19 protein-coding genes, 1 tRNA gene, 1 rRNA gene and 1 riboswitch are annotated in these 22,575 nt (G+C 44.3%); of the genes, 14 read left to right on the forward strand and 7 right to left on the reverse strand.

Going from position 1 to position 22,575, the window contains the following annotated elements:
- Nucleotides 1-60 precede the first annotated feature (60 nt).
- Nucleotides 61-177 (forward strand): 5S ribosomal RNA (gene rrf, locus ACE3MZ_RS00335).
- Nucleotides 178-487: 310 nt separating this feature from the next.
- On the opposite strand, the gene ACE3MZ_RS00340 is transcribed toward rrf, so the two are convergent.
- Complete coding sequence (locus ACE3MZ_RS00340) at nt 488-958, reverse strand: stalk domain-containing protein (RefSeq protein WP_411344599.1); 471 nt, start codon at nt 956-958, stop codon at nt 488-490.
- A gap of 1,280 nt (nt 959-2,238) precedes the next feature.
- Between ACE3MZ_RS00340 and guaB the strand changes: the two genes are divergently transcribed.
- The 8 genes from guaB to ACE3MZ_RS00380 all read left to right on the forward strand — a co-directional run bounded on the left by guaB (nt 2,239) and on the right by ACE3MZ_RS00380 (nt 11,548).
- Nucleotides 2,239-3,696, forward strand: coding sequence for an IMP dehydrogenase (guaB, locus tag ACE3MZ_RS00345; protein WP_411344600.1), 1,458 nt, complete (start codon nt 2,239-2,241; stop codon nt 3,694-3,696).
- A 436-nt stretch (nt 3,697-4,132) separates the two neighbouring features.
- Nucleotides 4,133-5,473: a D-alanyl-D-alanine carboxypeptidase family protein gene (locus ACE3MZ_RS00350; protein WP_411346650.1), complete on the forward strand. Its 1,341-nt coding sequence runs from the start codon at nt 4,133-4,135 to the stop codon at nt 5,471-5,473.
- A gap of 354 nt (nt 5,474-5,827) precedes the next feature.
- Entirely contained in the window at nt 5,828-6,709 is an 882-nt protein-coding gene (pdxS, locus tag ACE3MZ_RS00355; RefSeq protein WP_411344601.1) for a pyridoxal 5'-phosphate synthase lyase subunit PdxS, read from the forward strand.
- Between the two features lie 17 nt (nt 6,710-6,726).
- Nucleotides 6,727-7,311 carry a pyridoxal 5'-phosphate synthase glutaminase subunit PdxT gene (pdxT, locus tag ACE3MZ_RS00360; protein ID WP_411344602.1) on the forward strand — a complete coding sequence of 195 codons (585 nt, stop codon included), beginning with the start codon at nt 6,727-6,729 and terminating at the stop codon, nt 7,309-7,311.
- Between the two features lie 268 nt (nt 7,312-7,579).
- Nucleotides 7,580-8,866, forward strand: coding sequence for a serine--tRNA ligase (gene serS, locus ACE3MZ_RS00365; RefSeq protein WP_411344603.1), 1,287 nt, complete (start codon nt 7,580-7,582; stop codon nt 8,864-8,866).
- A gap of 79 nt (nt 8,867-8,945) precedes the next feature.
- Nucleotides 8,946-9,034, forward strand: a tRNA-Ser gene (locus tag ACE3MZ_RS00370).
- A gap of 241 nt (nt 9,035-9,275) precedes the next feature.
- Nucleotides 9,276-10,178 (forward strand): YitT family protein, encoded by a 903-nt coding sequence (locus ACE3MZ_RS00375; protein WP_411344604.1) that lies wholly within the window; start codon nt 9,276-9,278, stop codon nt 10,176-10,178.
- A 296-nt stretch (nt 10,179-10,474) separates the two neighbouring features.
- Nucleotides 10,475-11,548, forward strand: a complete 1,074-nt coding sequence (locus tag ACE3MZ_RS00380) for a hypothetical protein (protein ID WP_411344605.1) — start codon at nt 10,475-10,477, stop codon at nt 11,546-11,548.
- 247 nt (nt 11,549-11,795) lie between these two features.
- Here ACE3MZ_RS00380 and ACE3MZ_RS00385 read toward each other — a convergent pair whose 3' ends face one another.
- From ACE3MZ_RS00385 to motA, 4 genes are all read right to left on the reverse strand, one after another.
- Entirely contained in the window at nt 11,796-12,365 is a 570-nt protein-coding gene (locus ACE3MZ_RS00385) for a GNAT family N-acetyltransferase (protein ID WP_411344606.1), read from the reverse strand.
- Nucleotides 12,366-12,391: 26 nt separating this feature from the next.
- A complete protein-coding gene (gene tadA, locus ACE3MZ_RS00390; protein WP_411346651.1) occupies nt 12,392-12,904 on the reverse strand; it encodes a tRNA adenosine(34) deaminase TadA in 513 nt (170 codons plus the stop codon).
- Between the two features lie 369 nt (nt 12,905-13,273).
- On the reverse strand, nt 13,274-14,128 hold the full coding sequence (gene motB, locus ACE3MZ_RS00395; RefSeq protein ID WP_411344607.1) for a flagellar motor protein MotB: 855 nt from the start codon (nt 14,126-14,128) through the stop codon (nt 13,274-13,276).
- Nucleotides 14,112-14,921 carry a flagellar motor stator protein MotA gene (gene motA / locus ACE3MZ_RS00400; RefSeq protein WP_411344608.1) on the reverse strand — a complete coding sequence of 270 codons (810 nt, stop codon included), beginning with the start codon at nt 14,919-14,921 and terminating at the stop codon, nt 14,112-14,114. Before motA ends, motB begins: the two co-directional genes overlap by 17 nt.
- A gap of 188 nt (nt 14,922-15,109) precedes the next feature.
- On the opposite strand from motA, the gene ACE3MZ_RS00405 reads away from it, so the two are divergent.
- Entirely contained in the window at nt 15,110-15,403 is a 294-nt protein-coding gene (locus tag ACE3MZ_RS00405; protein ID WP_411344609.1) for a hypothetical protein, read from the forward strand.
- A 167-nt stretch (nt 15,404-15,570) separates the two neighbouring features.
- Here ACE3MZ_RS00405 and ACE3MZ_RS00410 read toward each other — a convergent pair whose 3' ends face one another.
- Both ACE3MZ_RS00410 and ACE3MZ_RS00415 read right to left on the reverse strand, forming a co-directional pair.
- The gene (locus tag ACE3MZ_RS00410; RefSeq protein WP_411344610.1) at nt 15,571-16,074 is read right to left on the reverse strand and encodes a GNAT family N-acetyltransferase; all 504 of its coding nucleotides are present in this window, start codon (nt 16,072-16,074) and stop codon (nt 15,571-15,573) included.
- Between the two features lie 299 nt (nt 16,075-16,373).
- On the reverse strand, nt 16,374-16,847 hold the full coding sequence (locus ACE3MZ_RS00415; RefSeq protein ID WP_411346652.1) for a C40 family peptidase: 474 nt from the start codon (nt 16,845-16,847) through the stop codon (nt 16,374-16,376).
- 11 nt (nt 16,848-16,858) lie between these two features.
- A riboswitch (cyclic di-AMP (ydaO/yuaA leader) is annotated at nt 16,859-16,997 on the reverse strand.
- A 496-nt stretch (nt 16,998-17,493) separates the two neighbouring features.
- Here ACE3MZ_RS00415 and ACE3MZ_RS00420 point away from each other — a divergent pair.
- The 4 genes from ACE3MZ_RS00420 to ACE3MZ_RS00435 all read left to right on the forward strand — a co-directional run bounded on the left by ACE3MZ_RS00420 (nt 17,494) and on the right by ACE3MZ_RS00435 (nt 22,390).
- Nucleotides 17,494-18,021, forward strand: coding sequence for a YwhD family protein (locus tag ACE3MZ_RS00420; protein ID WP_411344611.1), 528 nt, complete (start codon nt 17,494-17,496; stop codon nt 18,019-18,021).
- A 454-nt stretch (nt 18,022-18,475) separates the two neighbouring features.
- On the forward strand, nt 18,476-19,906 hold the full coding sequence (locus tag ACE3MZ_RS00425; protein WP_411344612.1) for an ATPase domain-containing protein: 1,431 nt from the start codon (nt 18,476-18,478) through the stop codon (nt 19,904-19,906).
- Nucleotides 19,907-19,923: 17 nt separating this feature from the next.
- Nucleotides 19,924-20,175, forward strand: coding sequence for a hypothetical protein (locus ACE3MZ_RS00430; protein ID WP_411344613.1), 252 nt, complete (start codon nt 19,924-19,926; stop codon nt 20,173-20,175).
- Complete coding sequence (locus ACE3MZ_RS00435) at nt 20,168-22,390, forward strand: LuxR C-terminal-related transcriptional regulator (protein WP_411344614.1); 2,223 nt, start codon at nt 20,168-20,170, stop codon at nt 22,388-22,390. The genes ACE3MZ_RS00430 and ACE3MZ_RS00435 overlap by 8 nt, the downstream gene beginning before the upstream one ends.
- Nucleotides 22,391-22,575 lie beyond the last annotated feature (185 nt).

Genomic DNA, 22,575 nt, shown 5'->3' on the forward strand with positions numbered 1-22,575 from the left:
TTCTAGACACGCGATGGATCGTTTCGGATTCAGTTTTCAGGTGATTAACACATCTGCACGTTTGGTGATGATGGCGGAGGGGTTCCACACGTACCCATCCCGAACACGACCGTTAAGCCCTCCAGCGCCGATGGTACTTGGACCGCAGGGTCCTGGGAGAGTAGGACGTTGCCAAGCGAAATAGCAAGACAGAGAAAAAAAACGTTGTCCCACGGGATGACGTCTTTTTTTGTTGTCTCGTAGGGTATCTATTGTAGGTGGGTATGATTGTTATATAACAGAGCGGAGTAGTACATAATAAGCAGTAGCTTTGAACCAGTTCGACATAAATTGTAAATCAAATAAAACAGACCGATATCCGTTATTAGACGAAGTATCGGTCTGTTTGACTGGATGATTTGCATTGTGATTCGATAGAATCAATACGATGTGCTTAGGGTATACTTATATACCTTAACTGAAGGATTGAAATGTTAATGGAATGATGTCAGTAACCAGTACTGGTATCACTATACGTATTGCTTGTTGCGCTATCAGATGTGTCATTGCCAATAGCAGAAGTATCTGTTGCAGGATCATACGAATTATCAGTACTGCTAATGCCAGTACTATCAGAGCTGCTCGTTGTACTATCACTTGTACTACTAGCTCCATACGTGTTACCGGTTGCTGTTGTGAATTGAATAGTACCACTTGCAGAGTTGTATTTTACATCTGCACCAAGCAAGTCGGCTGTAGCGCGTACCGGAAGATACGTAGTTCCATCATATGTGAGTGGTGTAACTTTGGTGCCGTCTGACGATTGGAGAGTTGCTGCACTACCATCGACCTCAACTTTTACTTGGTCGTTTAAGTAAGCTGTAACCTTTTCTAAATTTGTGGCAGCCAAGGCACCTGTACCTGTTCCTACCAGTAAAGCAGATCCAATTAGCAAAGAGGTAATTCCTTTTTTCATCATTAATCTCCTTTCGATGTGTAAGATGGTTTGACTACCATAATAACTATTCTGATTTGATTTATCCAGTTTTTCTGGTAAAGATTTTGAATTTTTTTGGTTGTTGAATAGCTTGATTGCAGTTATAGCTTAGGATGAGCAACCGTTAATTTTTTGAATTTTTTTGTGTTTTTTTGATTGATTTGTACAATATTTGAAGTAAGAAGTAAGAAGTAAGAAGTAAGAAGTAAGAAGTAAGAAGTAAGAAGTAAGAAGTAAGAAGTAAGAAGTAAGAAGTAAGAAGTAAGAAGTAAGAAGTAAGAAGTGGTAGGTGGAGTATTGAGTATAGACGTTTACGAATAGCGATCTATTTTGCTTAGGAATTATATTTTCATGAGTTAAAACCCGCGGTGCTAGTTAATATAAAATACCTATTATTTCAGGACAAATAAATTGAACTAATTTACAAACTAAACCTATGCTTAGCATTCTTAAGCATGAAATAAACAGATCGTCAGGTTTTTCCTTCTCTTTTGTTGTGCATTTCATGAATGATACGGTTATTGAAATCAACTAGCACCACGAGTAAGTTGAAATATATGATTTGTAATGAGCATAAGTAAAGATGTTTTGAGCAAAAGTTGAGCTTTATGATGAGTGAATATGAAAGCGCAGAGTAATTTAAAGTTAATGGACAACAAAAGAGAATGATTGAGAAATAATATTAGATTAATAATCAATACTGGGTCTGAGCTTGGGTCTGAACGTTTGGCAGGGGAAACGGTTCAACTGGGTTTCTGAGAGAGCATTATTCAACAATCTCTTTGATTTGAATAATCATGCACATATATTAATCATTATACGAATGCTTGTCTTTTTGCTATGTTTACATACCTTATTTACAAAACAACTAGATAAAATACAACGATAGCCGATAAATGGGATGAAAGTGTTCTTTATTCCTGTTTTGTCCTTAGAGAGAGGACAGGCGTATGCAAGGGGAAGGCAAATTTTTGTTGTCTGGATTACTTCATGTGATTCTGCTGTAACGTTCTTGACAGCCCATACCCCCTTTGCTAAGATGGCAATAATATATTTTCAGAAACTTATTTTCAAGGTTGTTTTTCCTTGATTATCGGGGTTTTTAATACAATGAGTCGCTTATAAATATTCGCTTTTAAGAAGATGCCGTGAGTGTCGGAAATGATCGGATGGCAGTTTGATTTTTCCCGTTTGGGACAGCGGATTGAAACGGATGAGTTTGTAAGCCAGATTTCAAAACAGATTAAGGGAGGAACATCTTCGTGTGGGAAACAAAGTTTGCTAAAGAGGGACTGACATTTGACGATGTGTTGTTAGTGCCGCGTAAATCCGAAGTATTGCCGAAGGAAGTAGATGTATCGACTGTATTGAGCAACAATGTAAAGCTGAATGTACCTTTGATCAGCGCAGGTATGGATACGGTAACGGAAGCGGCAATGGCTATCGCTATGGCGCGTGAAGGCGGTATCGGTATTATTCATAAAAATATGTCTCTGGAGCAACAAGCAGAAGAAGTGGATCGTGTCAAACGTTCCGAAAGTGGCGTTATTACGAACCCATTCTCGCTGACTCCAGACAAAATGGTGTCCGATGCAGAGGCTGTGATGGCGAAATATCGCATTTCTGGCGTACCTGTAGTGGACGAGCATCATAAACTGGTTGGTATTATTACGAACCGCGATTTGCGATTTATTCACGACTTCAACATCCCAATCAGTGATGTGATGACTAGCGAAAATCTAGTAACAGCTCCTGTAGGTACAACACTGCAAGAAGCTGAAGGTATTTTGCAAAAACACAAAATCGAAAAATTGCCATTGGTGGATGAGAACAATATCCTCAAAGGCTTGATCACGATCAAAGATATCGAAAAAGCGATTCAGTTCCCGAATGCAGCAAAAGATCCACAAGGTCGGCTGCTTGTTGGTGCTGCTATTGGCGTATCGCAAGATTCGTTTGCACGTGCTGAAGCACTCGTGAACGCAGGTGTTGATCTGCTGGTTGTCGATTCTGCACACGGTCATCATATTAACATTTTGGATGCTGTTCGTAAGCTGCGTAGCATGTTCCCTGAACTGACTATTATTGCAGGTAACGTAGCAACCGGTGAAGCTACACGCGATCTTATTCAAGCCGGTGCTTCTATCGTGAAAGTCGGTATCGGTCCAGGCTCCATCTGTACCACCCGCGTTATCGCTGGTATCGGTGTACCGCAAATTACCGCTATCTACGATTGCGCGACTGTAGCTCGTGAATATGGCGTACCGATCATCGCTGATGGCGGTATCAAATATTCCGGCGAAATTACGAAAGCTCTGGCAGCAGGCGCTTCGGCGGTTATGCTGGGTAGTATGTTTGCAGGTACAGAAGAAAGCCCGGGCGAATCGGAAATCTATCAAGGTCGTCGTTTCAAAGTGTATCGCGGTATGGGTTCTATGGCTGCTATGAAACAAGGCAGTAAAGATCGCTATTTCCAAGATGACGATAAGAAACTTGTTCCCGAAGGTATTGAAGGACGTGTAGCTTACAAAGGTCCTTTGTCCGAGACTATTCATCAGTTGATCGGCGGTCTTCGTTCCGGTATGGGTTATTGTGGTACAGGTAATCTGGATGAGCTGCGCAATGATACGCAATTCATTCGTATCACTGGTGCAGGTCTACGCGAAAGCCATCCGCACGATATTCAAATTACAAAAGAAGCACCTAACTACTCGCTGTAATAGGTCGCTGTCAGATAATATCATAAATAATTGCTCGAAATGAATGATCTAACTATATACTTCTGACCGTATACAGTAATGTTCCACATGTAACAATTCATAAACAGGGTGTATAGCGAATCGAAATTGAATTGCGATCATCTATGTGTATGAAACTTCTATTCGGTTGTTAGTTAATTTGCAGTTGACGTTTGAACAAGCCTGTGATTTTGCGCAGGCTTGTCTTTTTTTGCATGCTACCATGTGCTAAAATGAGAAAGTCATTGTAATATCAGGCTTTTTTCGCATTCGTTTGGAACTACATAATGCCGCGTATTGCATGAAATAACATAAGTGAAGACTTGAGGGGAGCATTAATACATTGGAACGCAAGTGGTTAACGCAAAAAGGAAAGAAGTCGAAACGTCAACTTATTAAAAAGAGTGTAGCATCGCTGATGCTTGTAAATATGCTTTGTTTATCCACGATTATTCCAACCGCAGCTATGGCGGCATCTTCCAGCAGTACATCCACATCCACTGATCAAAAGTCGACTGAAGCAACATCGACCAGCAGTAAGTCTATTCCATCAGTTGATTCACTTGGTTTGCAGGTGAAATCAGCGATTCTGATGGAAGCATCCACAGGTAAAATTTTACTTTCTATTAATAGCGATGAAGCTTTGCCGCCGGCAAGTATGTCAAAAATGATGACCGAATACATCGTTTCCGATTATGTGAAACAAGGTAAGATCAAATGGGATGATCAAGTTACTGTATCGGCTAATGCTGCTGCACAAATCGGTTCGCGTGTGTTCTTAGCGGAAGGCGATAAGCATACTGTATTGGATCTATACAAAGCAATGGCAATTGGTTCTGCAAATGATGCTACGGTAGCATTGGCAGAGTATATTGCTAATGGATCAGAAAAAGATTTTGTGAAAATCATGAATGAGAAAGCAAAAGAGTTTGGTATGAAAACCGCATACTTTGCTAACTCGACTGGTCTCAGTATTGCTGACATGCCGCAAGCAACACGTCCAGATTCGGATCAAGAAACAATCATGTCTGCGATGGATACTGCCATTTTGGCGCGTCATATTGTAGAAGATCATCCGGATTTTAATGAAGTGACAAGTATCCAATCGTTTAAATTTCGCTCTACAGATAAAGACCCAGTTGTAAACTGGAACTGGATGTTGGAATCTAATTCATCTATCACCAATTTTAAAGCATATGCTTATCCAGGTCTGGATGGTTTGAAGACCGGACACACAAGTGCAGCGAAACAATGTTTTACTGGTACCGCTGAACGTAATGGCATGCGTTTGATTAGTGTTGTTATGGGGGCAGAGACAGAAGCCGAACGCTTCATTCAAACGAAGAAAGTACTGGACTACGGTTTTGATAACTTTGAAGTTAAACAAATTGTAGGTGCGAAATCGGCAGTATCTGGTCTGGCTAGTATTCCGGTTGTCAAAGGTGCTGCAACTGAAGTACCAGTTGTAACTGAGTCTGCTGTAAATGTTGTCGTTCCGAAAGGGACAAACCCGCAAAACGTAACCTATACAGTAGCTCAAGCTGATGAAACAGCACGTACAGCTCCGATCGAAGCAGGAAAAGCACTAGGAACGATCACGTATACGTACAAAAACGACAGCATCCCACAGGATCAGGTGACAACAGTTAATCTGATTGCATCCGAGCCAGTGGAAAAAGGCGGCTGGTTGCGCATGTTCTTCCGCTCCATCGGTGATTTGTTCGGCGATCTGTTCAACTCTGTTAAAAACTTGTTCTAACAGTAAAATAGGTACAAATGATTACGTATCTATGATTGTATATGTGTATCCATACGCGATCATATCCAGCAAATTCATTCACTAAAAGCGAATCATCTTCTATATGTAATCACATCCTCGTCTACACCATGTACCCGCCAGGCTTAGCCTGGCGGTCATACTGTCATATACGTGAATATTCTATTGTATAATGCATAGGTGTCATGTAAAATTATGAGTTAGATTCTGTCCTCTGTTTGCTTGAATAATAGGGCAACAGCGGCATATTGGGCCGTGAGCAGAACCACATTTTACAGTAATCTCCATCATCATAGAAATTAGGGGATTTACCGAAAGAATTCAGGAGGCATGGACATGGAAACTGGTACATCGAGAGTCAAAAGAGGTATGGCGGAAATGCAAAAAGGCGGCGTCATCATGGACGTCATGAATGCAGAGCAAGCGAAAGTTGCTGAAGCAGCCGGTGCAACGGCGGTTATGGCTCTGGAGCGCGTGCCTTCTGATATTCGTGCAGCTGGCGGCGTAGCCCGTATGGCTGACCCGACGATTGTTGAGGAAGTGATGAAAGTCGTTTCCATCCCGGTTATGGCAAAAGCCCGTATCGGTCACTATGTAGAAGCAAAAGTACTGGAATCCCTCGGTGTAGACTATCTGGATGAGAGTGAAGTTCTGACACCTGCGGATGAAGTTTTCCATATCAATAAAAGTGAATTCACTGTACCGTTCGTATGTGGCGCCAAAGACCTTGGTGAAGCATTACGTCGGATCGGTGAAGGTGCAGCAATGATCCGTACCAAAGGCGAGCCGGGAACTGGTAATATCGTAGAAGCGGTACGTCATATGCGCCTGATTAACAGCCAGATTCGCAAAGTACAAAGCATGTCTACAGACGAATTGTACGCTGAAGCGAAAATTCTGGGTGTATCGTACGAACTGCTGTTGGGCGTACACGAAAATGGTAAATTGCCAGTTGTTAACTTTGCCGCAGGCGGTGTAGCTACACCTGCTGATGCAGCTCTGATGATGCATCTGGGCGCAGACGGTGTGTTTGTAGGTTCTGGTATTTTCAAATCGGAAAGTCCAGAGAAATTCGCACGTGCGATTGTGGAAGCAACAACGCACTACACGGACTACAAACTGATCGCTGAAGTATCCAAAAATCTGGGTGCGCCAATGAAAGGTATCGAAATCTCCAAATTGACTGCGGACGAGCGCATGCAGGATCGCGGCTGGTAAGAAAGAAGGATGAATCCATGAAGATCGGTGTACTGGCACTGCAAGGTGCCGTAGCAGAGCATATTCGCAGTCTGAAGCTTGCCGGAGCGGAAGCGGTTATTGTGAAACGAGTAGGCGAGCTGGATGAACTGGACGGATTGGTCATTCCCGGTGGCGAAAGTACCACGATTGGCAAGCTGATGCGCAAGTATGATTTTATCGATGCGCTGCAACAGTTTTCCGCTCAGGGCAAGCCGTTGTTCGGTACATGTGCAGGTCTGATCGTACTAGCGGAGCGTATTGCCGGACAAGAAGAAGCACATCTGTCGCTGATGGATATGACGGTATGCCGCAATGCATTTGGACGGCAAAAAGAAAGCTTTGAAACCGATCTGGATGTCAAAGGTATTGATGAGCCGATTCGTGCAGTGTTTATCCGCGCGCCGTTGATCGAACAGGTGGGCGAAGGTGTAGATGTACTGTCCTTCTACAAGGACGAGATTGTCACGGCACGTCAGAGGCATCTGCTGGCTTGTTCGTTCCATCCTGAGCTGACCGATGATTATCGACTGCATCAGTATTTTGTAGATATGGTCAAGGAATCACTGGCAGCGCGTGCGTAATCCGAGATGACTTATCTATCGTATGAGCTTGTCGTTCAACCGTAGTAATAATGATGGAAATATAGACCTTAACTCTTGGCAGCTTCCGTGAGCGAGTATATTGTCTTTCGGAGTGCGGCAAGTTCTCGCTTGCCCGGTACAGTGCCTGGCTTGACGAAAATAGACGATCTGGTTAGAAATGACCAATAGCGCGTCTGATTCGTCAGCTGGTCTGTCGGCGACTAAGAGAGCTGAGAGTTAAGGTTATTTTTATAAGGAGGGGTTCTTAATGTTGGATGTCAAAATCTTGCGTAATGATTATGAGAGCGTAGCCCAAGCACTGGAAAATCGCAACAAATCTCTGGATTTGATCGCTGCTTTCCCTGAGCTGGATGCGAAACGCCGCGAGCTGCTGCAAGAAACCGAGCAATTGAAAAACCGCCGTAATACGGTATCTGGTGAGGTAGCGCAGCGCAAAAAGAATAAAGAAGATGCTGAAGAACTCATTCTGGAGATGCGTCAGGTATCAGATCGCATCAAGGCACTGGATGAAGAAATTCGTACGCTGGAAACAGAAATCGATGCGCTGACACTGGCGATTCCGAATTTGCCAGACAGCAGTGTACCGATTGGTGCTTCTGAGGAAGACAATGTGGAAATTCGCCGCAATGGTGAACCGCGCGAGTTCTCCTTTACACCGAAAGCACACTGGGATATCGCGCAGGAGCTGGGCATTCTGGACTTTGAAGCAGGCGCCAAAGTAACAGGTTCACGCTTTACCTTTTACAAAGGTCTGGGTGCGCGTCTGGAACGTGCGCTGATTAACTTTATGATGGATGTACACAGTAGCGATCACGGGTATGAAGAGATTCTGCCGCCGTATATCGTGAACCGTGACAGTCTGGTCGGTACAGGTCAATTGCCGAAGTTTGAAGAGGATCTGTTCAAGCTGACCGATACAGATTATTATCTGATCCCGACAGCAGAAGTACCGGTAACGAACTACCATCGCGAAGAGATTCTGTCGAAGGAAGATCTGCCGAAGCACTATGTAGCCTATAGCTCTTGTTTCCGTTCTGAAGCAGGTGCTGCTGGTCGCGATACACGCGGTCTGATTCGTCAGCATCAATTTAACAAAGTCGAGCTGATCAAGCTGGTCGAGCCAGAAACGTCCTACGAAGAGCTGGAGAAAATGACAGCCAATGCAGAACGTATTCTGCAACTGCTCGGTCTGCCGTATCGTGTACTGGCATTGTGCACAGGCGATATGGGCTTTAGCGCAGCGAAAACATACGATCTGGAAGTATGGTTACCGGAAAGCGATATGTACCGTGAGATCTCCTCTTGCTCCAATGTTGAGGACTTCCAGGCGCGCCGTGCCAGCATCCGTTATCGCAAAGATAACAAGAGCAAGCCGGAATTTGTGCATACGCTGAACGGTTCTGGTCTAGCAGTCGGTCGTACAGTGGCTGCAATTCTGGAAAATTATCAGCAGGAAGATGGTAGTGTCATTGTACCGGAAGCGCTGCGTTCCTATATGCGCGGAGTCGAGGTTATCGGTAAACAAGAAAAATAAATATTGTACTGCTATCGCAGATATGATATATTAATTATGTTGTGCAATATTCAATCGAATATTGTATAACATAATGTTTGGAGAGGTACCGAAGCGGTCATAACGGGGCGGTCTTGAAAACCGTTAGGGGGCAACTCCACGTGGGTTCGAATCCCACCCTCTCCGCCATATATTTTCGATCCAAGTCGTTCCGAAAGGGACGGCTTTTTTGTTGCATCCATATATGGTTACAGTAAGATAGGTCCGTATTGAAGTACATCCATATTCAAGAAAATTTGCTGCTTGATCGGTTTCTTATAGGAGACGAAGGGAATTTATGTAATAATAACAATATAAATATATTGCTAATCGACAAAAAATTGTCACCTTTTTGAAAGTTATCACGTACATAAGAAAAGGAGGCTAGGCCATGGCATTGCACCAACCTCCCGATATGGCCGCGTTCACCCCTGTGGAACACGGCAAACGTTCTCTACGAAGCACGCTAATTCGTACGATGTTGATCGTACTGGGCGCCGTTCTGGTGGCGATCGCACTGGAGCTGTTCCTTGTACCGAACAATGTAACGGATGGCGGCATTACAGGGATTTCGATCATCATGTCCTTTTTGACCGGTTGGAAATTAGGGATCTTTCTGTTTCTGATCAACATTCCGTTTCTAGTAATCGGGTACAAGCAGATCGGCAAAACGTTTGCGCTATCCACGCTGCTCGGCATCTCCGTGATGTCGGTTGGCACTCTGTTGCTGCATCCGGTTGCCGCCTTTGTGAATGAAACGGTATTGGCTGTTGTATTTGGCGGTATGTTTCTAGGATTAGGCACTGGCTTGGTGCTGCGCTCCGGTGGTTCGCTGGATGGAACGGAGATTATTGCGATTTTGCTATCGCGGCGTACGATCTTTTCCGTCGGTGAGATTGTCATGATTATCAATTTGTTTATTTTGACCGGTGCTGGCTTTGTATTTGGCTGGGATCGGGCGATGTATTCGATTATTGCGTATTATATCGCGACCAAGGTTATCGATATTACAATCGATGGTCTGGATCAGTCTAAGTCGGTCTGGATTATTAGCGACCGTATTCATGATATCGGAGATGCGATTATTAGCCGATTGGGACGAACCGTTACTTATTTATCCGGGGAAGGCGGGTTTTCCGGTGAAGACAAGAAAGTGATCTTTTGCGTCATTACGCGCCTGGAAGAAGCCAAGCTCAAGGAGATCGTGAATCATTTTGACGAAAATGCCTTTATGGCGGTCGGCAATATTCATGATGTCAAAGGTGGACGCTTCAGAAAACGGGATATTCATTAAACGGACCCGTGTACATGTTTGGTTATCATAGTTACGATAGAAACAACAGTACAACGCATATCTGCATGGATGTGCAAAAGTAGGACTCTAGCAAATGGCAGAACAGCTCTATTTGATTCTTATTGATAGAATCAGCAGGTTATATTGACCTGCAATGTTAAGAATTTATAACTAATTTTGGATGTGTCATTTAAAATATTGCCAAAATGGGTTATCATGGATGCGGAGTCTATTTTCTTGCTTGATTCAACGATCATTAGAATATTTTATGCTTGCACACAGAAAGGGGTAACACAATGAACAAGAAGATGACCGGGAGCTTGCTGGCACTATTGCTGGTATTCACCCTCACACTGGTTGGCTGTACGAAAACAGCTGAACCGAAAGAAGCGGTAAAAACAGCGACAGCAAATGCTGCCAAAATGACCTCCTACACAATGACAAGCCAGTTTAAAATCAACGATCTGGCAATCACTTCGGCTGATGGCGCAGCATCGTCCGAAAGCGCTCAAATTGCCAATACGCTGAAAAATGCGGAATTGACACTGAACGGTGTGTATCAGGCTGATCCGATGCAAACCGAAATGACGATGAACCTGAAACTGGCTGGCGGTTCTATGAACTTTGAAGTGCCGATCGTGCTGACTCAGGAAACTATGTATATTAAGATCCCGCAAATCCCGATGCTGCCACTGTCGCAAAACGTAGTCGGCAAATTCTTGAAGCTGGATCTGAAAGAATTGGCACAAATGCAAGGTGAAGAGTATACACCAATCAGTGCGGATACTAGCCAGAAGCTGGCACAAGAGCTGTCCGGTGCTGTATTGGATAAATACGATCAAGCCAAATATTTCAAAGATATCAAACCTGCGGATGCAGGACTGCCAGATGGTGTAGATGCGAAGCAAGTGGTTCAATTCGCTGTAACGAATGACAATGCCAAAGAAGCAGTAACGATCTTTGTAAAACAGGCGTTGCCTGCGGTATTGGATGTATTGTCCAAAGAAGAATATCGTTCTGCATTGAACCTGACACAAGAAGATATTGACCAGGCGAAAAAGGAAATTCAATCCGAAGATTCCCAAAGCGAGTTCTCCAAAACGGTGAATGAGCTGGATAAATATCTGACACTGAATCAATTCAACATCAATACAGCGATCAACGATAAAGACTTCCCTGTTTATCAAAAAATGGTGATGGACGCTGTATTCTCTAATCCGGATACAAAAGAAAATGTGAAGCTGGCACTTGAAGGTAGCGGTCAGTATTCCAAAATCAACGAAAAACAAACCTTTGCAATCGGTATCCCTGCTGACGCTGATGTGATCACAATGGATCAACTGCAACAGGAAATGGGATCGTCGTACTAATTGCGAATGATAACCAATCAAACGTAGGATTCGCTGTAGATTGATCATAGCTTGAATCCTTATAAGTAAGATGACTCATATCATAGAAAATGACAACCTGTACAATCTGTGCATCAGTCAAGGCTGAGTTTTGCAGATACCACGCAAATAACCCCCGTAATCGCTTATGTAGCGTAAACGGGGGTTATTTTTATGTGAATATGGATAGTGAACAGCGAGGCAAGGTAGTAGTCGTTTCGCTTATCAATCAAGTGTGTTCCATAGGACTATCGTTAGCAAGTAAAGCGTACATCTGATGATCTTCCCATTGACCGTTGATCTTCACCAGTTGACGAGCAATTCCTTCCTTCTGAAAGCCACATTTCTCCAATACACGTCTGGATGCCGTATTATGAGGAATCACGCCTGCTTGAATACGATGCAGATTCAGCGAGCGAAATGCATACTCTACTACGAGCCGTACGCTAGCAGTCATATAGCCTGTGCCTTTGTATGCAGCGCTTAGGGAGTAGCCCAGATCAGCAAATTGACCAACTCCACGCACAATATGACTGACAGAGATCGTACCTGCCAGTACATCATCCTCATCGCGAAAAATACCAAATAGATAACTACGATCTTCAGCAGCTTCCTGCTTACGACGGTAGATCAGATCCAGCTGACTGGCAAAGGTGAAAAATTCATCCGGGTACTGCGGCTCATACCGTTGATTATCTTCACGACTGGAAAGCCGCAATTGCAGTAATTGCTCCGCATCATCCGGCTGCAACAGGCGGACATAAATACCTTTGTCCTGGTCGTGCAATTGCATATGCATGATAGTATCCCTCCTTGCTATAGCAGCTATGTGTAATCCTTTTGTACGTCTGTCTGACGTTCTAGCCGCGCCTGCTTCAGCTTTACGCGCAAGTCGCGGAAAAAGTCAGTCAGCAGGGCAGCGCATTCTTCCTGCATGATTCCTTCCAATACTTCGGTACGATGATTAAAGCGCGGTTCTTGTAGCAGATTCATCAGTGTGCCAGCACAACCTGCCTTGGGATCCGTTGTACCGTATACAACGGTTGGCACACGGCTTTGAACGATCGCACCGGCACACATCGGGCATGGCTCTAGTGTAACGTATAGCGTACAGTCTAGCAGCCGCCATGATCCGAGCGTTTCGCTAGCTTCGCGAATGGCTATGATCTCGGCATGGGCGGTAGCGTCGTGAGTCGTTTCACGCAGATTGTAGCCGCGTCCGATGATTTCGTTATTTTTGACGATAACGGCACCGATAGGGACTTCACCTAGCGCTTCGGCTTTGCGCGCTTCTAGGATCGCCTCTTTCATCCAGTGCTGATAGGAAGTATTCGAAATGGTAAACCCTTCTTTCTATTGTGGATACATATGGCACTTGTCCATCGAACAAATATTCGTTGTTAACAGCTTGTGGACAAAACTGTGGATAACTATGTTTTGTTGTGGAAAACTTACTTTTTAATCGTTTTTGTTAATAACTTTTAAGAGAATGAAGACAGCGAGAGAGCAGGCACCGTATAGGCTGGCGCGATTTGGACAGCTATGGGACATTTTCTATACGTATCAAATGTTTTCCACAGGCTTTCGACTCAATTTTAGGCAATTTAGGCGCTAATTTCAATTATAATCCACAGGCAAAAAAACGGATACCGAGTATATCGGCATCCGTTATAACGAGAACATAGCGTTCCCATTTCATATATACGATTAGTTACTAGTGTCGCTTCCATTACCGACAATGGATTGAAGAGTCGGATTCACATCGCTATCTACATATTTACGAACGATTGCAACCTCAACGCGGCGGTTTTTGGCACGTCCGACATTGGTTGAGTTGTCGGCAATCGGATGGTACTGACCATAGCCGATTGCACTGAATTTACGTGGGTCGAGTTTCTGGTTGAGCAATAGAATTTGCATAAAGTTCAGTGCACGGTCCGAACTCAGATTCCAGTTGGAAGTATATCTGGAGTTGGAGATCGGTACGTTATCTGTGTGACCGGAGACGATAATATCATAATCCGGAATCGCTTGTAAAATAGAGGATAAGGATTTGGCTAGCATACGAGAATCGGTTTTGACCGTTGCCTGACCGGAAGCGAACAGCGTATTATCGCTAATTGTTACTTTCAGTTCAGACTGGTTCAGCTTGGTCGTTAACTGAGAGCTGAGTCCGTTTTCTTTGATATACTGATCCAGTTTGCGTTTGAGATTCTCCAGATCTTGTTGTTCCTGCTTTTGCAGTGCTGCACGCAGTTTTTGCTGAGAAGACTTTTGTTCGGAATTGTCAGCTGCGGCTGCGGTATTGTCTTGTTGATTTTTGCTCGGAACTTCACCTTCTGTTGGAGCCATCGCATTCTCATCCAGTACACCACTACCGCCTGTAAAGGCAGCGCTCATTGCTTTGGCCATCTGTTGGAACTTGGCAGCATCCAGCGAGCTCATGGAGAACAGAGTAATAAAGAGTGCTAACAGCAGGGTCATCAAGTCGGAATAGGGGAGCAACCAGCTCTCATCGGCATGCTCCTCATGGGGTTCATGTCGTTTACCCTTCTTGCTCACCGCCGCCGCCTCCTTCCTGTTGTCCCTCTAGCTCAATTTTTTCCGTTGGAGTCAGGAACACTGCCAGTTTTTGACTGATTGCCATGGTCGATACGCCGGATTGAATCGATAGCAAACCTTCGACCATCATCAGCTTAATCTCCACTTCTGCTTTGGACAGACGCTTCAATTTATTGGCCATCGGATGCCACAATACATAACCGGTAAAGATACCGAGAACCGTTGCGATAAACGCACCAGCGATCGCGTGGGAGAGCTTTTCCATATCACTCAAATCGGCAAGGGCGGCGATCAGACCGACAACCGCACCGAGTACCCCGAGTGTAGGAGCATACATACCCGCCTGTGAGAAGATCAACGCGCCAGAGCGGTGACGTTCCTCGGTAGCATTAATATCTTCCATCAGTACATCCTGCACAAACTCCTGATCATTACCATCAATGATCATCCGCATTCCATTGCGGAGAAAGGAATTGTCGATTTCTTCAACTTTGGACTCCAGCGCCAGTAAACCTTCGCGGCGAGTAATCGAAGCCCAATCCATGAATGTACGAACCAGTTCCTTTTTGTCGAGCAGGGTCTGGTTTTTGAAAATGATCCCGAACAGCTTCGGAACACGTTTGACTTCGGGCATCGGGAAAGCCATAAAGATCGTTGCGGCTGTACCTACGAGGATGATAACATAAGCAGCTGGGTTATTAACCAGACTGACCAGGGGAGCACCCTTGAGGATCATACCGACAACTAGAGAGAGAACCCCGAGTACCAGACCAAGAATTGTTGAAATTTGCATAATACACCTCGTCCATGAGTATATGTTGTATTGCCTGCATCATTCTCTTCCATGGAATGATGGCATTGCTTCATTCGCTGATACTTTTGTTATCGACAGAATATGATGCTTTATGAAGAGTTTTTTGAGTTATAATGGAAAGAAGTTGGCAATTGTAACAATATTGACAGATGGACTGGAGGTTCGTTATGGGCGTGAAGCATGGACGCGAGTATGAGGATATACTGACAGATTTGACGACAGCACTGGACTTGATTCCCGATTGTTATCTGTTTTTTCAGATGCCGCCGGAAGAATGGGCAGGACTGCAACCGGATGAGCGTCGGGAAGTACAGGAAGCGCTGGCAGAGGATCTTTTTTATGCGCTGGGTTCCGAACCTTCCATTCAGGTTGGTAGCGGAGTGGTCATTTATGCAGCAGATACACACCGGATCGATATTTTGATTGGAGAAACGGAAATGACCTTTGTTCCGCTCATCTGATGAAGACCGTGATATGAATATAAATGGGTAAATCAAAAAGACCAGATTGTGGGAGATAGCTGCATGCTTCTCTAAGCGATCTGGTCTTTTGGCATTAAGTAGAGAGCGAGAATCATAATGTCGTTACCGATATTCGATATACAGAGTTTCTTGATAGAGGTTACAGATTACGCTGTATCTTCACCTTGCTCATACACCATACAGTAAAATGGCTTCATGCCATCTGGTGTGCGGCGGTCATACGTATCGGTAATATGAAAATCAGCCTTTTGGTATGTGCGAATAGCGCGCTGATTCCAGGTGAGGACTTCCAAATCAATCTCTGCTTCAGGTTGACGTGTGATTGCTTCCTGAGTAATAACGCGGACAAAATGTTCACCATACCCGTTACCACACAGATCAGGTCGCATGCCAACCCCTAATCTGATCGTACCTTCTAGCGGGAAAAATTGAGCAAAGCCACATAACACACCATCGGCGTCCATTACAGAAGCATATTGCTGGTGACGCAGCTGTGGATCGCCAAACTCGACCTCCAGTTGCTTCATTTGCTCCCACGGCATCCAGCCATAAATATCGTACGGCGCCTCATATACCCATGTACAAATATCAGCCGCATGAGCTTCCGTCATTGGCGTAACTGCAAAGGGTGGGGTTAGGGAAACGGGCATAAAAGATTGCTCCTTTACCATATGATTTAACAACGCAAAACACGGGTATAAATTAAAAAATAATTCAAATAAATAATGGAAAATGTGTTTACCATAATTATGAGATGTTTAATAAGTAGTAGACATAATTATAGATGTTGTTCCAAAATCTTATTTAACTTTTTAATGAAAAAGTGTAACTAATCCAATATTTTCTTCGTTTATATAGTATAGAACAAAATAAAAAAACCGCAAAAGATTCTGGCGGGAATCTCTTACGGTTAATAAATAAAAATGATCAAACAGATAAAAGTCGTATATTAATTGTCGGTTGCAAACGTGTCAAAGCTGTAGTTGCTCATTACGCGTTTTGCGCCGACATAACGTTCTGCATAGTAGTCCATGCTCAGGTTGTCGATGCGTACGCCTCTGGATGTAGAAGCATGTGCAAATTGCGTGCTGCTTACCATGACTCCAACATGTGAAACTCCTGCTCCAGTCGTGTTGAAGAAGACGAGGTCTCCAGCTTGCAGATTGTCTCTGCTTACTGCGTCGCCTACTTGGAATTGCGATGTGGATTGACGCGGCAGATCGATGTTCATTTTACCGAATACATATTGAGTGAATCCGGAGCAATCGAAACCGTTAAATGAAGTTCCCCCGATGCGGTACGGTGTTCCCATTGCTGGATCAATGATCTGGTCCATTTTGGAATCAGCATGTGCACTGCTATTCCCCATAACAGTAAATGCAATTGCGAATCCCATAAGTGCGGCGGTTAGTTTCTTTTTCATGTTCAAAATCATTTGTCCCCTTCCAATGCCTACGAGGTTAGCTTAAGGATTCGGTAGAAGGCTTCCCCTATGATCCCTCTCTTGCAAGATCAATTCACCCAAAACGGTTCCCCCGTTTCCCGGTGCCACGGAATTTGGCTTTACGCTTGATTAATGCACCGTATGACGTATGACGATATCCAACTTTTTCGACAAAATTCAGCTTTTCTGGTAAAAGTTACAAGATAACCTTCTAAAGTTTACAAAGTTGTTACTAAAAACTCGCTGGGTTTATTCTAACAGAGCTTTTTTACTTTGGCAACGTTTGATAACTGTTTTTCTATGAAAATTATTGTCATCTTTATGACATGGCATGGTGAAAACCGCGCCAATAAAGGGATTACATTTATTAAAAAAAATTCATTTTTAAGCGTAAAGTGATGATTGTTTACGCGCAAACTGGATGATTCGTGATTACTTTCCTTTTTTTCGGTCATTTTTTTGTAAACTTTAGACTTTTGCCGATATTTGTTTTAATTTTTTGATACTTTATATGACATAAGCGGCGTAGAATTGGCTTTTTGACCCCAAACCGCTACAATCATGGTAAAATCAATCATATGAAGATATCGGTTCATACTTGAACAGAAAAGGAGTTATTTTTATCATGGATCAAAATCAACAACCTGAACAACAACCTGCCAAAAAATCAATGTCTTTAAATATTATTAGCAGTAGCGCCAAGAGTACGAAACACAAAGGTTTTGGTGCTGGTTCTATCAATCTCAACAATGTTTCTCCTATTATTATTGACCGCGGCGAAGCCAGTATTGATATTGGCGCGATGCATGCGAAAAGTAAAGTAGAGCGTGGGATCAAATTCAGCGCCAATCGCGAAGACGTAGTAGATGGACGTCAAGTATGGGTCGTTTGGGTAGCGGTAGACAAGCAGCCGGAAGGCGGCAGTTATGCTGGAGCAACCGCATGTGAAATGTGGATTAATGAAGAAGAAAAAAGAGGCTGGAAAATTCTCGCCGATCACGTCAACAAATTGGACTATGCGATTAAACGCCGTATTATGCTGAGTGAACTAGGTAGCGAAGACAAAGCAGCTTTGAAAAAGCTCTTGTCTACGCATAATGAAGACTGGTGGAACCGTTCGCCAGAGGAATTAAAAGAAGCGCTAGAAGGCTGACGTTCGATGACTCGCCAAATGTGAATACGAATGAGATCCTGAATGTCAGGACTATCTGATGAAGCAACACATGGTAATGTCCATTTGGCGCGCACAAAATCGTTATTATCGTACGCCAATACTATATTGCCCACAAACGATGTACACAACATGAGGCTGGAGATCAACTGATTTCCAGTCTTTTTGCATAAATATTCATCATTATTCAATAAAATTTGAAATAATCAGCTGTACTCGCTGTATTTTCTGTACAAATTTATTCAAATTATGAAAAATGACCATGATAAACTGGAAAAAAAGGGTATAAATGATTAAATGCTTTTGACTCGTTATAAAAATGGGAAATTCCTTTCTTCAAGGTGCCTTACGTTGTTATAATTGCTGTACAGTCATCTTCGTAGGAAAAGCTAACCCTTGCGTGACTAAACTATGCTACAGATGGAGGGAGCAATATATGAACAACACTAGTGCTATTCATACGGGTATACCAGGACTGGATGATATTCTGTACGGAGGTATACCGCCGGGATCTGTCGTGATTTTGGAAGGCGAACCAGGAACCGGCAAGACGACGGTAGGCATACAATTTCTAGTGGAAGGTGCGGTTTCGTTTAACGAGCCTGGTATCTATATTACGTTTGAAGAATTGCCCGAACAAATTTACGAAGATGTAAAGGGGTTTGGATGGGATTTGCGTCAGCTTGAAAGAGAGAATAAGCTGCGCGTTATTTGTATGGAGCCAGATATTTTGCTGGATCAAATGTTACAGCCGGGCGGTATTTTTGAAAGTGTAGTCAGTGAGATCGGTTGCAAACGCGTGGTAATCGATAGTATCAGTCTATTCCGTCTCGTGAGTAGCGGTGATCAGGTGCGAAACAATGTGTATACAATTCGTAATATTATGCGTAAACACTCGCTGACTTCGCTCTTTATCCGTGAATATTCGGAGATCGGTGAATCCAATGTACCGTTTGAGAATTACATTTGTGATGGTATTATCCGTCTATCGCTGAAGCCGCTAATGGAGAAGTACCGCAAGCGTACAATCGAAGTGCTGAAGATGCGTGGTACTCGTATTATGGAAGGCGAGCATACGTATAAGTTTCTAAATCAGGGTGTGTATATCGTACCGTCACTGTCGATGGCAGAAGACAAGATTCTGATCAACGAGAGCGATGTACTGTCTACGGGTATTAAGACATTAGATGAGATGTTGGGTGGCGGCATTCCGCGTAGTAGTGTATATATGATCGATACGAACAGCAAAGCCAATTATCGCTATCTCTTATCGTCGATTTATGCACAGCGTATCAAAGATGGTGACTGTACCGTGACGATGATGTCTGGCAATACGTCGCTGGATACATTTGCCGATACGATTGAACTGTTTGGCGTTTCTCTTCGAGAGGCGGCAGAGCATAATAAGGCATTCTTTATCGAGCATTACCGAAGGGCTGTCGACGCCAATTTGGAAAAGGCAATGATTCGCGTAGACAAAGTGGACAATGAAGATTATGCGCAGGTGTTGAATGATCGCCTTGCACCGATTTTTGAATGTGAGGATCATTGTGATCGTCGTTGGTTTGTGTATTATGACCTGAACACGATCATCTCGGAACGCGGACGCGATTTCCTGCTACGCTACTTTGCTGAGGAGATGTCGATGTGGCGTGCACTTGGTATTACGATTGTAGTACATTGCAATTTTGCGGAGATTGGACAGGAAACGGCATCCTTCCTGGAACGGACCTGTAATGGTGTCATCCGTACCTGGGTCGATGGGAATTATCAGTATCTACAGGTTACCAAGTCCCCGAGTGGTCGCGTATCCGCGCCGCACATTATTGCGAACGCAGACAAAGAGCCATTTGTACAGCTGATCTAAGGAGGGATAGGAACCGTATGGTAGCAGAAAGTGATGTAATTACTTTGCAGATGGAATGCACGCTGTTTTTTGAGAACAACCCATATGCGATTGAAACGAGTAGCGGCCTGTCCAAAAGGCTGGGACGTAGTCAACAGGTTACCGAGCGAGCATTGAATCGTCTGGCGGAGATGGCCATCCTGGAGAAAAATGGGGATGGTGTACGTGCCATTTACCGTTACAAGGCTCCTTATATTCAGACAGAAGTGGATTTGAGCGCCTATGATTGAAACATACATGATCAATGACATTCGGGATATATGCCAAGAGCTTCAGGATACTTACGCTCAATTGACTGAATTGCTTATTTTTATAACGGATCATGAAGGTCGCATTATTACGGCGCCATCGCATTTGCGGAGTAGTTCGGTGTTTGAACAATATGCGGGTGAACTGAACGAGATGTTCCGACAGGAGATTGAGAATCTGCGCGGGGTGAAGCATACGATTTTGTCAGATCAGTGGATACCGGGAGTACGGTGGTTGATCTCGCCGATTGCATTTGACCAGCCGTTGTCCGGTCTATTCGTATGGGCAGGGATTCTGATTCAAGCGGGTACACGTCAGGGCATCATATCACATCCGAATTTTGTGCAGCCAACCAGTGATATACCAGCAGGATTTTTTGAGGCGATTCAGGACTGGATTCGCAGTGTGCCGGAAACGACGCCGGAGCAGGAGCTATTTAAGCGTGAGAAGATTACGAAGCTTGCCCACGCTTTGTCGTTGATCCTCAAGTCTAGCTATAAGGAGAAGAGGCTAACCGATCGATTGGTAGCGCTGAATGATACGCTGTCTGCTGATCAGAATGCGTCACATCCGATTGAGGAGATCACGCGTGCGGTATTATCGACGAGTGATCTGGCGGATGTATTCGGCTTTGCCCTTCGTACAGGTCCAGGCAAGTATACGATTGTGAACAGTATTGGTCCTTCGTCTGCCGAACTGAATGGAGCTGTATTCCATGAAGGCGAAGGTTTCCTCGGACAGGCAGTACTCAGTGCACAGCCAACGCGCTGGAACAATGTGGATCGTGATCCGCGCAGTAACTTTTTCCTGCAAAAAGGGGTGCCGCAAGTCCATGAAGTGCAAGGGTTCCCGATTCGGTATGATGACGAAGTGTATGGATTGCTGTTTGGAGTGAGCTTCAAGGAGCGTTCGGTGCCGGGTCTGCATTTCCAGTTTGAGGAGACCATGATCTCACTGATGGGCTGGTACATCGCTAACCATTTGACGTATGAAAAGATGGAAAAGCAGTTGCAGCGCTTCAAGCCGCTCATCGAACTGTCCCGTCTGATCGTATCGGTGCAGGATGCGCAGCGCGTCATGTTTATGCTGGTCGATATGAGTCTGAATCTGGTATGGAATCCGTCGGCATCCATCGTTGTACATCGTACATCCGATGATGGCAAGATTCAGATGGTGGCGCGCGGCATGCAAAGTCCCAATGGCGAGACATATGCCAAGGATATTGCTCGCCGTTATCTGGAAGCAGGCGATAATCCATCTGCCAACTATTACATTAACAACAATACGCCATTCTCGCTGATGCTGGAATATCCGATCGTTTATGGTAATCGTGTTCGCGCTGTACTGGCGGTAGCGGTTAGCGATGAACAGGAAGGCGAAGAGTGTCGCGAGATTCTGTCTGCGCTGGCAATGATGGGTAGCGTCGTTATGAAATCGGTTTACGACCGTCAGCAGTATATGTCCAACAGCAACCGATTCGCACAGATTCTGCATGAATCGATTCGCGAATGGAATATGGCACTGTATCAGTTGACTGCCGATTCGCGTAAAATTGTGCAGGAATTCGCTGTCTGGGGCGGTGTGACGAAGGAAGAAGCAGATGTCATCGGTCGGGCTTGTGTAATGTCGTATTCCGATCCGAACATGCTGCGCAGCTTCCCACATCTGTTCCAGCAGGAAGCAGAGATGATCGAAGATTACAAGCGCATTCAAGATGACCAATCCGTTCCTTCTGGCAGTACGTATTCCAAGGGGGGACAGATTATGTCGCTGGCATTTGCGATTGCGGCGGCGGGCGATCATGATATGCGCGTCGTTAACGATCTGCCAGTCAGTGGGATTGATCAGGGACTGGTTAGCCAATTCCGCCTCTTTGTATTGAGTCGTCATACGCTGGAAACCGAGATCAATCTAGTTGAGGAAAAGCCAGCCGCTGCTCAACCGACTGCTCGATCATCGGCAGAAGGTGCAGAAGGACGCGGTCTGGAAGCGATCGTCAAGCAGTTTGGTTTATCGCCGCGTGAAAAAGAAGTACTGGAGCTGGTTGTCAAAGCATCTAGTAACAAAGAGATTGCTGCGACTCTATTCATCAGTGAACATACAGTCAAGAACCATTTGACCAATATTTTCAACAAAATGGGTGTCAGTGACCGTGCGCAGGCGATTGCCGCTGTATTTAACAAAAGTATTGGTTAATAAGAATCATATAATATTACTTTATTCACAGAGAAATCAGTTTGTTACAAATCAAGCATGGTCTTGAAAATAGGCGTAAAAGAGCGTAAATGGGCTAATAAGTTGTTTTTTGTTGCTTTTTTGCGTCTATTTTCGTTGGTATTTAGAAAATTAGCAAAAGATCACCTTATTTTATATAAATAAGG

The sequence above is a fragment of the Paenibacillus sp. WLX1005 genome, from assembly GCF_046603685.1.
Lineage (GTDB): Bacteria > Bacillota > Bacilli > Paenibacillales > Paenibacillaceae > Saccharibacillus.